Here is a 14,291-nt window from a genome sequence, read left to right on the forward strand (position 1 = left end):
GTTTACGAACATAAATTTTCTATGCTATGATAAAAATATTACTTGACCTTAGGTTCTAAGGGTATTATGTAATGTTAATTATATATATTGAGGTTTAATATGTTTATGGAGATTAATGGTACAATAAAGGTTATCAATAATGAAATAATGCTTATTATAGCGCAAGATGATTTTAAAAAATTTCAAGAGTATGAAAACATTTCAAGTTCTAAAAAGTTTTATGCGGGTTTTTCACTAGGTAATAAGCAATTATATATTACCGGTTTGTTTGAAAAAGAAAAAAAAAATCAAGGAGATAATATTGTAATCATGCCTATATCTTCAGCTAACAAACAAGGTAACGGAAAAGCTTTTACTACTGCAACAGAAATAAAAACCCTGTTGGGCCTTGATAATACAAAAAAAGAAGTTGAGGTACAGATGCTTCAACATCCCCAAAAACAATTAGAAGAATTGAAACCTAAAATACAAGAATTAGAAGCTGCAAAGAAGAAAGCTGAGGAGGAATTGAGAACTAAAACACAAGAATTACAAGATCAATTGGACACAGCTCAGCAGGAAAAACAAGACTTAGAAGCTGAAGTGGAAAAACTAAAGGCAATAGATTCTACAGCGTTACAGCAGCAGTTAGAAGAGAAAAATGCTAAAATAACAGAATTGGAAGCATTAGATGCTGTGGTGTTACAGCAAAAGTTAACAGAGAAAGAGAATGAAATGACAGCATTAAAAGCTCAACAAAATACACAAGAAGTTGCGAACTTACAGCAACAGTTACAAGCTAAAGACGATGAAATAAAAGATTTACAAGAACAGCTAAACAACCAACCAAATGCTACTCTGTTACAAGCTAAAGACGATGAAATAAAAGATTTACAAGAACAGCTAAACAACCAACCAAGTGCTGCTCAGTTACAAGCTAAAGATGAGGAAATAACACAATTAAAAGCTCAAGTTCAGCAGTTGCAAGCTAAAAATGCTGAAGTTGTGGAGTTAAATAAACAATTAGAAGAGAGTAAAAGTCTTGTTGATAAATTACAGAAGGAAAAACAAACATTAGAAGATAAAAGCAAAACAACTGAGCAACCAAAACAAGGCAATGGAGCGAAGTACACCGCTACTGTTGGTGTTGGTCTTGCTGCTGGACTGATAGCATTTACTGCACTTGAACATACAGTTAGGTTAGAGATGTTAGTAATAATTGGTATAGCAGTAACATCTGCACTCGTAGCTGGTGGTATTACATATGCAGCATTACCTAGTACTCAAGTAGATGGGGCGAAAGCACAAGGAGTAAATGGGAATAAAAATAAAGGGAGGCAATAAGGGTTGAGCCATACGCGTCAAGTAAAACACTTGACGCAAACTTCAGTTTTTATATTCCTTCATTAGCATAATATAATTTTGTGCTGATTGTGTAATATGTTTAATTTCTTCATTCGACATCTTTTTGAAGAACTTTGCTGGCCTACCAGCCCATATTTCTCCACTTTTTATCACTTTTCCGTGTGTTACCAGTGAGCCAGCAGCTACCATAGCTTCAGGCTCCACAACTGCATGGTCCATCACGGTAGAGCCCATACCAATAAACGCCTTATCATGCACCGTGCATGCGTGCAACACACAAAAATGTCCCACTGTTACCATGCTGCCAATAATTGTGTCACCACCTGGGTTTCTATCCACATGAATTACCGTTCCATCTTGAATATTTGTTCCATCACCTATTTTTATTGATCCAACGTCCCCTCTGACCACACAATTAAACCAGATGCTTGCATCTCTTCCTATTTCAACCTTACCTATGATATGCGAACCACCCGCGATGAAAGCACTTTCGTCTATTTTTGGTTCATAATCTTTGTATTTTAAAATGTGATACATATTAAGCCCAAAGTCTTATGCATATGTTAATCAAAATAAGGTAGGCAGTAAATACATACTTAGATTTCAAACTACTTGGGTGACAGATGTTCTTGACTTACGTGCTTTGTACTGCTAAGATTTTTATTTTCAGCCCTATCTATAATGTCAGTAGCGGTATTAAGTATATTTCAAATAATATTGGTTGTTGTGTTAGTAATTTTAGTGCTCTTGCAGCCGCCTGGAAGTAGTTCGTTAAGTGGTTTTAGTAATACACAACAGGGGGTCAATTCGATGATTCCGGTGAAATCTTCTGAAAACCCGCTCAGCAGAATAACGGCTATTGTTGCTGGATTGTTTATTATAAACACATTGCTATTGTCAGGATTATGTTCAAAAGACGTACATAAAAAATCGATCGCAGAAAAAATTATATTAGAAAAAAAGCAAGAAAGTGAATCTACTTCTGTTCCATTTGAAAATTAATGAAGGAAGCTAAATTTATCTTTGTCACAGGTGGAGTTGTGTCATCGCTTGGTAAAGGCTTAGTTGCTTCAAGCGTTGGTGCGCTTCTTCAAGCTCACGGTTTTAAGATCCGTATCAGAAAACTTGACCCGTATCTCAACATTGATCCTGGAACAATGAACCCAACTCAGCACGGAGAGGTATTTGTTACCGAAGATGGTGCTGAAACTGATTTGGATCTTGGGCATTATGAGCGTTTTACTGGAATTAAAGCAACAAAAGATGACAATATAACAACTGGTAAGATATATCATGAGTTATTGAAGAAAGAGAGGCGTGGTGATTATCTGGGCAAAACTGTGCAAGTCATTCCTCATGTAACAGATTTGATCAAATCGTTCATTTTTAATGGTACGGAAGGTTTAGATTTTGTAATATGTGAAATAGGTGGAACTGTAGGTGACATTGAAAGCCAACCATTTTTGGAGGCTATACGCCAAGTTAACTACACATTAGGAAAACAAAGAGTTATCCTTATTCACTTAACTTTAATACCATATCTTACCGCAGCGCAAGAATTAAAGACAAAGCCAACGCAGCATTCAGTTCGAGAGTTAAATTCCGCGGGGTTACAACCAGATATTATATTATGCCGCAGTGAGAAAGAAATTTTCGATAATCAAAGAGAGAAAATAGCTAAGCTTTGCAATGTTTCTTTATCCAATGTGATACCTGCCCCTGATGTGAGTCATATATATGAGTTACCGGTGTTGTATAGCCAATGTGGGCTTGATACGCAAATTTTGGAGCACTTTCATTTAAGTAAGCCAAAACCAAGCTTGACTGAATGGGATCAAATAGTGCATTCCATAAGGCACCCAACACAGGAAGTTACTGTATCTATAGTGGGAAAATACACCGAATTCCCTGATGCATACAAATCACTGGTTGAAGCATTAAATCATGGTGCGATTAGTAATAAAGTCAAAGTAAAGATAAATTGGGTTAACTCAAGAGAGAAGGAAGAAAAACCTATAAATGAAAAACTTATAGGAGAGAAATTACAGAATTCTCATGCAATCCTTGTTCCAGGGGGGTTTGGTGATGACGGAGTAGAGGGTAAAATATTAGCAATAAATTATGCCCGTACAAATAATATCCCATTTTTCGGAATTTGCCTTGGTATGCAGCTTGCAATTATTGAATTTGCTCGTAATGTTGTTAAGCTTGAAGATGTACACTCTGAAGAATTTCGTAACTGTAAACATCCAATCGTTAAGTTAGCTGGCGATCAAGATGACGATCTTGGTGGAACCATGAGACTTGGAGCATACAAATGTAATATAAATGCAAACTCTAAAATGATGGATGCATATAGTAACACTACTATTTCAGAAAGACACAGGCATAGATACATAATCAATTCAGATTATAAAGATGATTTGGAAAAAAATGGGCTGCTATGCAGTGGCATATCAGAAGATGGAACGTGCATAGAGGCAGTGGAGTTAGAGAGTCATCCGTGGTTTATCGGTGTGCAGTTTCATCCAGAATTTCAATCAAAGCCGTTTTCTCCTCATCCTCTTTTTGTATCATTTATTGAAGCAGCAGTTAATAAAATTTAAAAGAAGAAGATTAGCAAAGGAAAGTGTTCAAGTATCAATATATGGAGCTTGCCATAGAGCAAGCCAAACTTGCTCAGAAAAATGGTGAGGTGCCAATAGGTGCTGTAATGGTTAGTGGAGACAATATCATTTCTTCTGCACACAATATATCCAGCGATCCAACTGCACATGCAGAGATGTTAGCGATCAGACAAGCATTTTCAACTCCCACGCTTTGTGATGCTGATATGTACGTAACATTAGAACCATGTCCGATGTGTGCTCAAGCTATTTCCTTTGCCAGAATTAAACGATTGTACTTTGGAGCTTATAATCCAAAAGGTGGAGGAATTGAAAATGGTGCTAAGATATTTCAATTTTGCAGCCATATACCTGAAGTTTATGGTGGGATATTAGAAACAGAATGCTCTTTTTTGTTAAAGGATTTTTTTGAGAAACTAAGGAACATTTGATAAATCGTCATGCTACTTGTTTTCCGATACAAAATCGTCATCCCGCTACTTGTTAGCGGGATCTATGCTAGGAGATACCGTGACGGTATGGCGGTTAAGTAATTCGTCATTCCAGCGCGTGACGCACAACTATACAAACATTGTCCACCAGCAGGGTGTCATCCGAGTAGCTGACACTGCCCTCCTTTGTCATCCCAGTGCCCTGACTACTTGGATCCAGAAGACTTAATTTTAACCAAGTGGCTGCATAATAAAGGCTGGATTCCAGTGTCAAGCACTGGAATGACATTACAGGGACACTGGGATGACATCATCCTTTTCTCTGGATTCCAGACTGGAATGACAGCAGTCCTACGTCATACCGTCACGGTATCTCTAGATCCCGCTAACAAGCAGCGGGATGACGGTTGTCAGGGTGTCAGCTACTTAGATGAAACCCTTTCCCGGTCTATCAAATCACATAGGAGAAAACTAAGACCAATCAAATTTCTTATCTTGCGGTTTTATTTGCAATATTGCTACCACACTGATCAACAAGCAGAAGACTATATAAAGCCCAGCAGCAAGGTTTGTTTGAGGAAATGTTACAGTCAACCAAATACAAACCATAGGAGTAAATCCTCCATGTAACGCATAAGAGATATTGCGTGATAAGCTCACACCACTAAATCTAACATTGGTAGGAAAGAGTTCAGATGCAACTATTCCTATGGGAACTATACCCCTTTCTATTATAGAGAGAACCATTACGCTCAACGCAATCACAAGATAATTTTTATAGTAATATGCAATAGATAACGCAGGACAACACAGTGCCATTGTAATTGCTATAAATAAGATTGCAGTGCGCTCTTTTCCAACTTTATCAGCCAACATTCCAAACGCTATTGAAGATATCGGCATTAATACACTGGTTATAATCAATACAATTTCGTTGATATATGTTGTTACATAAACATCCACTGATGCTATTTCCTTTGCGAGAGTTCGAAGAAATATGGTAAATCCAACAGCAACATTAACAGGTGCAGATATTAAAATAGCAAGTATAAGAGCTCTCTTGTGGCGTTTTATAAGCTCTATTATTGGCAAATCAGGTAAATTTCTTTGTTTTCGATTTTTTTCATATGCTGGAGTTTCTCCCAATGTGTATATGCTATACGCGCTAATTAATCCTAAAATAGCTGAGAAAATAAATGGCAATCTCCAACCCCAGGTACAAAAATCAGTAGTTTTTTTGCAGATAATCACTATCACCGCAGAAAGCAAGACGCCAATGGAGCGACCAAAACCCATCATTCCAAAATACATCCCTAAGTTCTCTTTCCTACTGGATAAATGCTCTATAAGATAAACAGAACTTCCTTGTTCACCACCAAGTGCAATTCCTTGTGTTATATGGATTGCAAGAAGCAATATAGTAGAAATTATACCTACTTGATTGTGACTTGGAATAAATGCAATGAGACTTGATGGTATCGATATTAGCAAGATAGTAATTATTAATGCTATCCTCCTTCCATACCTGTCACCAACGTGACCAAATATGAATGCACCAAGTGGCCTTACAATTGCACCTAGCCCTACAATTCCAAATAATTGCAGTATGTTACTGTAGACATCTTTTGCAAAACAAAACTCTCTGCTGATTATGTTAATCAAATCAATAAAAAGCATGTAGTCATACCATATTGCGATTCTGCAGAGTATGGTTGATATCAACACCCTTGTTTGCACTAAATTCAATTCGTAAATGTTTGCTTATTCTATTCTGGCTGCTTTTTGGGATTTTACAACCTAAACATATGGAGTTGACTTTTTTATTATGGTGTGTGATAATTGCAGTGTTATTAAGTTTAGTGGTAAAGTTATAATGAATATAGCTTATTTAGCAGCACTTATAGCAGCAGCTATAATAAAAATAGCAGCAGTAATACTTTGTGCTATAATGTGTATAAGCATTTTCTTTATATTATTTAAGGGAATTAAAGAACATTTAGATTCAAAAGGATTTCTATCTCTTCTGAAAACAGTAGGTGTAATTTCTATAATACTATCAATTATATCTCTCCCACTTATTATATTAAGCCTTACTACTCCGTCACCTCTGGTAGTAGGTATAGTAGGTGGTATCGTTGGTGCTATTTCCATAATACCATTAATAGTAGCTTACATTTTGCTTGTGGCTATATCGAATATCTTTATTACCAAGTCTTTATAAATTTGAGCTAATGTTACTGTCTTCATTTCTTCTTGGTTGTAATATTGCTGAAAGTTATCTATTTCCATAGGTATAACATATAATCTGATTTTATAAGATATTCTACCGGGATTAAAATATCGTAAATCTTAGGCGTTATAAACAAAATTTACAGGAAAAATAAGATGATACTACTCAAAAAGGCAAACAAGACGGTATCTTTCTGGCATAAGTTAGCATTCAGCTTTACCTTTCCTTGCAAGACATTTTAGAGCTATTATGTCTTACTTCTTGAAGATACAAGTTAGCGTTTTTAACCCGAATTCTGGATTGGAGATTAAAAAAAACAAGAATATCAATAGCTTATTGTTTTAGCATTTACGATAAAGCAGTAAGCATTTTAAGACTAGTTACTAATTTAGTAAAATTCAAGACTTTCAATAATTTACCTAAAATCTAATCCAGAATTCGGGTTAATAATAAAATCTTGTTTTTTGAAAATGAATTTGGTAAACTTTAAAGATGTATGTGACAATATGGTGATATATTGTTTTTAGTATTTAATAAATTAAAGTACGTACTTGATAATTTTTCTGAACGCTCTAATCAAGCTAAAATAGGTAAGCTAGATAAAATTATTCTTAGTTTAAAATTGGTATAAGGTATTAAGATGAAAAAAATTGAAATTTCAGAATTACTAAAAAGAATTTCAATCTGTTTACTATGCGTGGCAACTATTGTCTCTATCGCTTTTTTGTTTGCCTATATGCATACAATGTTGCTTAGTAAAGGGTATGAGTTAGCTGCACATTATGTTAGTGAAGCTATGCCTTGTGTGTTACTTGTCGTTCTCCTTTTTATTGTTTGGTTTGTATATGATCAAGTATTCAGCAAACTAAAGGAAGTAGAGCTGCCTATATCGATAGAATTAGCTAATTCAGATGATAAAAGAATAACATTTGCTGATGCTATAATTGATGACTCCTTAAAACAACGGTTGCAGATGATTTGCTGTGACCAAATGACAGAAGAAATGCGCAAGCTGTTTGGAAATAAAAGTATTAATTCACTAAGAGGTTACATATTATATGGCCCTCCTGGAAATGGTAAAACACTTATCGCTCGTGCAATTGCAGGTGAATCAAATATGAATTTCATAAGCATCTCAGGTCCTGAACTTATTGGAGTATATATTGGTCATGGTGCACATGCTGTACGCGAGCTTTTTAAAATAGCAAAAAAATATTCTCCTTGTATAGTCTTTATAGATGAAATAGATGCAGTTGCTCAAAAAAGAAGTACCGCTAATAACTCAGCTTACCATTGTCGAGAGAGTTTAACACAGTTGTTAACTGAAATAGATGGATTTAAGAGCAGAAAAGATATAATAGTAATTGGTGCAACTAACCTTATCGGTGGTATAGATCCAGCACTTATTAGACCTGGACGTTTAGGTCAGAAGGTTTATGTCCCTAATCCAAACATAGAGGTGAGACAAAAGATATTGGCACTTTATATGCGAGGTACAAAAACTGATGAAAAGCTAAGCCTCCAAGACATTGCAGACAAGACTGAAGGCTATTCTGGGGCTGAGTTAGAGCAATTAGTGAATGAAGCAAAAATTAGCGCTGGTGCGCAAAGACGGCTTATAGTGAGTGAGGAAGATTTCAGTTACGCGCTTCACAGGTTAAGTCCAGAACAAGAAAGAGATAGAATAAGGTTAGTTTCAAACGTGGAGACACAGACAGAAGTATCTTATTCTATTTAGAGTATAAAACTATCATAAATTTTTCTGTTATTTCCAAATAAATTGCTATTAATTTAACAACATACATTACTAAAAGCTTAAATAATCCAGCCATTTCCAGCAACAAAAAACAGCAAGCGTGAGAAGATTTTTTTTTGGAATGAGTTGGTCATGATGTTTGTAAAACTTAATTTGTACACTTTACTTACCCCCAGTAATTCTGATATAGTTACTTTAGTTAAAGTCTATAAAAGTTTATAAATGGCAACCTTAAGTGTAAGAGAAGCTTTATGCACAGCAATTAGAGAAGAAATGCAAAACGACTCTGATGTGCTTATCATGGGTGAAGAAGTTGCAGAGTATGATGGTGCTTATAAAGTAACGAAAGGATTACTGAAAGAGTTTGGAGAAAACAGAGTAGTTGATACGCCTATTACCGAACATGGATTTGCTGGCCTTGCTGTTGGAGCGGCATTTGCTGGATTAAAGCCAATAGTCGAGTTTATGACTTTTAATTTTTCTATGCAAGCTATTGACCAAATTGTGAATTCCGCAGCAAAAACAAATTATATGTCAGGCGGACAACTTGGATGCCCTATAGTATTTCGTGGACCAAATGGCGCTGCAGCAAGAGTTGCTGCACAACATTCTCAATGCTTTGCAGCTTGGTATTCGCATATACCGGGGTTAAAAGTAATAGCACCCTATTTTGCCTCAGATTGCAGAGGTCTGCTTAAAGCTGCAATTCGTGACCCTAATCCGGTAATATTTCTAGAAAACGAAATAGCTTATGGACATGAGCATGAAGTTTCTGACTCTGAGCTATCAAACAAAGATTATCTACTTGAGATAGGCAAAGCTGCTGTTATACGGGAAGGAAAGGATGTAACTATCACTGCTTTTTCATTAAAATTAATGGATGCCTTAAATGCAGCAGATTTACTTTCGAGTGAAGGTATAGAAGCTGAAGTTATTGACCTCAGAACCTTAAGACCACTTGACACTCAAACTGTTATTAACTCTATTCAGAAGACTAATAGGTTAGTTAGTGTAGAAGAAGGATGGCCATTTGCAGGAATAGGAGCAGAGCTGTCAGCCGTTGTTATGGAACAAGGATTTGACTACCTTGATGCTCCAGTTGTACGTGTAACTGGCAAGGACATCCCCTTACCTTACGCTGCAAATCTAGAAAAAAAAGCATTACCGCAAGTGGAAGATATAGTTGAAGCCGTGCATCAGGTCTGTTTTAGAAAAAAATAGTTCTTTTTTGTGTCTCCTGTTCCGCATTGGTCCATCAAAGAAGTATTTCCAGTGCCGCCTATACCACCCATTACTTTTATGACGATAGTTTTAGCACCGAAAAATACAGCACAAAATATACCGAGTGCAAAAAGAGCTGGCCATGGCATTCTACCAAATATCGCAAGCAAAGCTGCACCTATTATCACTACGGTCATAAGCGGTCCGCCTATTCCCCAAACGTAGCCAATAATGTTACATATTACTTGAGCAGTTGTATCAGTATTAGTGTCAGCGGCAGCACTCCCAACATGAGAAAAAGAAATAAATAATACTATAAAAAGAATATTAAAAACTTTCCTAGGGTTCATCTCTATACCTTAAATTTAGATATTGCAATTATACCTAAAATACTATAATTTTTAGTAAAACTAGCATAAAGATTGAATAACAAACGGTGCCACAAAAGTAGTTGACACACAACTGCACAAATATTGTAATATAGACATAGTAAACGATATTATTCCAGTGCTTGACGCTGGAATCCAGACTTTAATTGTTATATTTATAAATAAGTCTGGAACGTTCATCTCAAATGCAGTATTTTTGTTGAAATAGCTCAACTGGATCCCAGTGTCAAGCACTGGGATGACAGCAGTCCTACGTCATACCGCCGCGGTATCTCAGCCGCTAACAAGTAGCGGGATGACGGTTGTCGTTTAGCCATAAACATTAAGAAATTTACCAAATGAAAAAAAAGGCAAAAGAAGCCCCGTGGTTGGCTAATTACTTACATTATACTTTCAAGTATGGCGTTTTTTTATTCTAAATGCTTAATAACCGCGATTCAGTTGCTTTTAAACCGCAACTAATCTAAATTAGAAACATTAAGAAATTTACTAAACAGAAAAAAAGGCAAAAGAAACCCTAGGGTAGCTAGTTATTCACTATCCATTTTTTAAGTTGGCGTTTTTTTATGTTTTAAACGCTTTATAAGCGCGTTTCAGCTTATGTAGGTAGAAGTTTTATAAAGACATAAGGTGCACATAGTGCAAAAAATTAAACATGAGACGCCAGATACGTGAGTTTTTTTGTCATTTAATCTGTACAGAGAAGATAAATAAATAGCTTCATTTTCATGATAAGGGGGCTGGCGGAGTTTGTCAAGTAAGTTTTTTCGTTTCTAACGGTTGTTGCCAAAAACTATACAAGAAGTCTTTTAAGATCAATCACTTATCTTCAAGGCTTGAATAAAAGCATTCTGTGGAATATTTACGTTCCCTATAGAATGTAACCTTTTTTTACCTTTCTTTTGCTTTTCAAGTAGTTTCATTCTTCGCGTTACATCTCCACCATAGAGTTTAGCTGTTACATCTTTTCTGTATGGGTTAATCGTTTCTCTGGCAATAATTTTTCCGCCCACTGCCGCTTGAATCGCGATTTTATATTGCTGACGTGGTATTAGATCCTTCAAGCGTGCGCATATTTCACGCCCTCTTTTTTCTGCCCTACTTTTGTGAACGATACAAGCCAGTGCATCTACGGGCTCTCCATTAATTAAAAAGCTTAATTTATCTATTTGGCTTACCAGATAGCTGGAAATTTCCCAATCCAAACTTGCATATCCTTTGGAAATTGATTTTAATCGATCATAAAAGTCAAAAACAACTTCAGACAGTGGTAATTTATATCTTAACAATGCTGTTGTTGTGTTACCAATGTAAGATAAATCCTCCTGTTCTCCCCTCCTTTCTTCACATAGAGATAGAATCTCTCCCAAGTATTGGTCAGGGACCATTATGGTTGCGGTAATCCATGGTTCTTCCACAATTTCAATTTTCGTTGGATCTGGCATATCACTTGGGTTATGAATATTCAAAACTTCACCACTTCGTGTTGTAACCCTATATATAACACTCGGTGCAGTTGCTGTTAGGTCTAAATCAAATTCTCTCTCGAGCCTTTCTTGAATAACTTCAAGATGCAACATTCCCAAAAAACCACAACGAAATCCATAGCCTAGTGCATTTGAAGTTTCAGCTTCGAAGGTAAAACTTGCATCATTTAAATGTAACTTTTCTAGAGCTTCTCTTAGATATTTAAAATCATCCGTTTTATGAGGAAAAATGCTACAAAATACCACAGGATGAACTTCTTTAAATCCAGGAAGTGCTTCACTACAAGGTCTCTTTTCCTCAGTGATAGTGTCTCCTACCTTGCAGTCTGCTACTTCCTTCATTGAAGCAGTTATAAAACCAACTTCACCCGCTGAAAGTTCACCCGTCATCACTTTTTTAGGGGTGAAAATACCGATATTATCTATCTGGTATGTAGCATTATTAGACATCATAACAATTCTCATGCCTTTTTTTAGCACTCCATTTTTAACTCGCACTAAAATTACTACTCCTAAGTAAGTGTCATACCAACTATCAACCAAAATTGCTTGCAATGGAGCATTTACATCACCTTGAGGAGCTGGAAGTTTTGCTACTATTGCTTCCAGTACATCTTTTATTCCAAGTCCAGTTTTTGCTGATATTAAAACTGACTCACTTGCATCAATACCGATTATTTCCTCAACCTGGAGTTTTACCTTTTCTGGATCTGCAGCAGGAAGATCAACTTTATTGAGCACAACTATTATTTCATGGTTGTTGTCAATAGCTTTATATACATTTGCAAGGGTTTGTGCTTCAACGCCCTGGCTACTATCTACCACTAAAAGTGAACCTTCACATGCGGCTAAGCTTCGGCTTACCTCGTAAGAAAAGTCAACGTGACCTGGGGTGTCCATGAGATTTAGGCAATATTGATTACCGTCGTTTGCCGTATAATTGAGTTTTACCGTCTGTGCCTTAATTGTAATCCCACGTTCGCGTTCTATATCCATTGAATCGAGTATTTGATTGATCATTTCTCTTGCTTCAAGGCCGTTACATTCCTCTATTAAACGGTCAGCAAGCGTTGACTTACCGTGGTCTATATGCGCTATTATTGCAAAATTTCTTATGTTGTTCATTTATGGCTATTTTACTTAAGTAGAACCATTTTACATTTTAAGTGTTGTGAGGGCAATCCTTTATTAAGAGACTATTTACTCCTTCAACATAGACGACACTTTTTTCGAGCAGGAAATCACTTTATTAACCATATAGTTTTCATGATTATTATCTATTTTAGGCAACTCATATAGATAATTTACCATCATCCCGGCTGACTGACTAATACCCTTTTCAGAAGTATCCGCCATCCAGTTTAATTGTTTTATTGATGCGCCATTGCTTAAATGAAAATGCGCCACCGGGTCATAAGTATTTCCATTACTATTATTCACTTTTAGTAAATAATATGCACATAGTTTAAGCATGTATTGTTTAGTTTCATTTGTACATTCAACATTAGTTTTTAATTGCTCTGCACTTTCTAAAATTTCTGCACTAGATTGTTTTATATTTAGTTTGCCCAATAAAGTGACATCTTGGTTTAGATTGTTTTTTAGCCATTTCGTAAAGCCAGGTATTGGAGAAAGAGTTGCATATGTTTTTATACTTTTAAACTCCTGTGATAGCTTTTCTACAACCCTTTTGATCAAAAAATTACCAAGGCTGATTCCAGATAACCCTGCTTGAGTATTTGATATTGAATAGAATATAGCAGTGCTTGCATTACTCGGATCATTTGAAGGTACTGACTCATCTAAAAGGTGTTGAATGCTATCTGCAATCTTATCCACCAATGCAACCTCTACAAAAATTAGAGGTTCGTTTGGTATCTTGTAATGAAAAAAAGCAAAACAGAGACGATCAGAATCTAGTCTGTTTTTTAGGTCGCCCCAAGAGGAAATTTTATGCACAGCCTCATATTTTATAAGTTTTTCTAACAATGATGCAGGTGAATCCCAGGTGATTTGACGAAGATCAAGTAGATCAACATCAACCCAAGTATAGAGTATATTTTTTAATTCGTTCTCTAGTGGATTCAAGCTTCTATGTTGGTTTTTTAGCTTAAGCACATCAGAACGCATATCAACAATAAACTTAAGGCCTTCTGGTAAAGAAATAAATTGCTTTAATATTTTAGAACGCGGTGATTCAAGAATTTTTATTAAATCCTGTTCAAATTTATAGTTTAACTCGGGATCTTGGTTTTTCTTATACTCTCTAATTTTCTCATCTATTTCCGCTTTATTCGGATTAAATTTTTCTGCCAGGGTTTGTAGAAATTTTATTTTACCTTTCTCTGATAAGCTCAAGTACAGGTTACCAAGAGATACAGCGTTCTTACGTGCTGAAACCTCCCCTCCCTTTGGGTTTAAGCACTCATTCATCTTCAAGACTAAACTATCGATATCGCGACTGTTGCTTAAATCAGGACTGATGTTACCAATCCACGATCTTACAGCATCTGCCACTCCACCTAGTATTTTAAAAAAGCTTCTTACCGCTTTTTTGTCTTCAACTTTCACTATATCAGTTTTTACCAATGATTCTTTTGTCATAGATTCCCTTTATTATACATGGCTAATGCAAGTCAGGGTCATACCGCTGCGATATCTCTAGATCCCGCTAACAAGCAGCGGGATGACGAATTTGTCGTTTGTCAAATCGTCGGTAAACCCAAGTTATTTTAGCTACATATAGCTTAAGTTAAAGGAAAATTTTAGCTACATAGCAGGCACTATTACTAGATTATTAATAATT

Annotated in this window: 14 protein-coding genes; 7 read left to right on the top strand and 7 right to left on the bottom strand. The window is 35.9% G+C overall.

The genetic code is table 11. The features are described 5' to 3' along the window. Window positions 1-99: 99 nt before the first annotated feature. Window positions 100-1,323, top strand: a complete 1,224-nt coding sequence (locus tag AAGD50_RS04080; RefSeq protein WP_265041175.1) for a hypothetical protein — start codon at window positions 100-102, stop codon at window positions 1,321-1,323. A 42-nt stretch (window positions 1,324-1,365) separates the two neighbouring features. Here AAGD50_RS04080 and AAGD50_RS04085 read toward each other — a convergent pair whose 3' ends face one another. Continuing rightward, window positions 1,366-1,881, bottom strand: a complete 516-nt coding sequence (locus AAGD50_RS04085; protein ID WP_264724152.1) for a gamma carbonic anhydrase family protein — start codon at window positions 1,879-1,881, stop codon at window positions 1,366-1,368. A gap of 144 nt (window positions 1,882-2,025) precedes the next feature. Between AAGD50_RS04085 and secG the strand changes: the two genes are divergently transcribed. The 3 genes from secG to AAGD50_RS04100 are packed head-to-tail and all read left to right on the top strand — an operon-like array spanning window position 2,026 to window position 4,402. Beyond that, complete coding sequence (gene secG / locus AAGD50_RS04090) at window positions 2,026-2,346, top strand: preprotein translocase subunit SecG (protein WP_007548880.1); 321 nt, start codon at window positions 2,026-2,028, stop codon at window positions 2,344-2,346. Then, on the top strand, window positions 2,346-3,950 hold the full coding sequence (locus tag AAGD50_RS04095; protein WP_264724151.1) for a CTP synthase: 1,605 nt from the start codon (window positions 2,346-2,348) through the stop codon (window positions 3,948-3,950). Before secG ends, AAGD50_RS04095 begins: the two co-directional genes overlap by 1 nt. A 41-nt stretch (window positions 3,951-3,991) precedes the next feature. Beyond that, complete coding sequence (locus tag AAGD50_RS04100) at window positions 3,992-4,402, top strand: nucleoside deaminase (RefSeq protein WP_264724247.1); 411 nt, start codon at window positions 3,992-3,994, stop codon at window positions 4,400-4,402. 106 nt (window positions 4,403-4,508) lie between these two features. Here the strand turns inward: AAGD50_RS04100 and AAGD50_RS06820 are convergent, their stop codons facing one another. Continuing rightward, entirely contained in the window at window positions 4,509-4,676 is a 168-nt protein-coding gene (locus tag AAGD50_RS06820) for a hypothetical protein (RefSeq protein WP_410541663.1), read from the bottom strand. A 197-nt stretch (window positions 4,677-4,873) separates the two neighbouring features. Continuing rightward, entirely contained in the window at window positions 4,874-6,079 is a 1,206-nt protein-coding gene (locus AAGD50_RS04105) for an MFS transporter (protein ID WP_406719862.1), read from the bottom strand. A 148-nt stretch (window positions 6,080-6,227) separates the two neighbouring features. On the opposite strand from AAGD50_RS04105, the gene AAGD50_RS04110 reads away from it, so the two are divergent. The 3 genes from AAGD50_RS04110 (at window position 6,228) to AAGD50_RS04120 (ending at window position 9,609) form a co-directional block, all read left to right on the top strand. Further along, the gene (locus tag AAGD50_RS04110; protein WP_341810006.1) at window positions 6,228-6,623 is read left to right on the top strand and encodes a hypothetical protein; all 396 of its coding nucleotides are present in this window, start codon (window positions 6,228-6,230) and stop codon (window positions 6,621-6,623) included. A gap of 649 nt (window positions 6,624-7,272) precedes the next feature. Next, complete coding sequence (locus AAGD50_RS04115) at window positions 7,273-8,370, top strand: ATP-binding protein (protein WP_264724149.1); 1,098 nt, start codon at window positions 7,273-7,275, stop codon at window positions 8,368-8,370. A 240-nt stretch (window positions 8,371-8,610) separates the two neighbouring features. Beyond that, window positions 8,611-9,609: a pyruvate dehydrogenase complex E1 component subunit beta gene (locus AAGD50_RS04120; protein WP_012673123.1), complete on the top strand. Its 999-nt coding sequence runs from the start codon at window positions 8,611-8,613 to the stop codon at window positions 9,607-9,609. Here AAGD50_RS04120 and AAGD50_RS04125 read toward each other — a convergent pair. The 4 genes from AAGD50_RS04125 to AAGD50_RS04140 all read right to left on the bottom strand — a co-directional run bounded on the left by AAGD50_RS04125 (window position 9,585) and on the right by AAGD50_RS04140 (window position 14,089). Then, entirely contained in the window at window positions 9,585-9,959 is a 375-nt protein-coding gene (locus tag AAGD50_RS04125; RefSeq protein ID WP_006279664.1) for a TrbC/VirB2 family protein, read from the bottom strand. The two genes, AAGD50_RS04120 and AAGD50_RS04125, sit on opposite strands and share 25 nt — an antisense overlap. A gap of 60 nt (window positions 9,960-10,019) precedes the next feature. Further along, on the bottom strand, window positions 10,020-10,232 hold the full coding sequence (locus AAGD50_RS04130; RefSeq protein WP_167513691.1) for a hypothetical protein: 213 nt from the start codon (window positions 10,230-10,232) through the stop codon (window positions 10,020-10,022). Window positions 10,233-10,813: 581 nt separating this feature from the next. After that, the gene (gene lepA, locus AAGD50_RS04135; protein WP_264724148.1) at window positions 10,814-12,610 is read right to left on the bottom strand and encodes a translation elongation factor 4; all 1,797 of its coding nucleotides are present in this window, start codon (window positions 12,608-12,610) and stop codon (window positions 10,814-10,816) included. Between the two features lie 75 nt (window positions 12,611-12,685). Further along, entirely contained in the window at window positions 12,686-14,089 is a 1,404-nt protein-coding gene (locus AAGD50_RS04140) for a malonyl-CoA decarboxylase (RefSeq protein ID WP_264339419.1), read from the bottom strand. Between the last annotated feature and the right edge of the window lie 202 nt (window positions 14,090-14,291).

This window comes from Wolbachia endosymbiont (group A) of Apotomis capreana (assembly GCF_964027025.1).
Classification (GTDB): domain Bacteria; phylum Pseudomonadota; class Alphaproteobacteria; order Rickettsiales; family Anaplasmataceae; genus Wolbachia; species Wolbachia pipientis.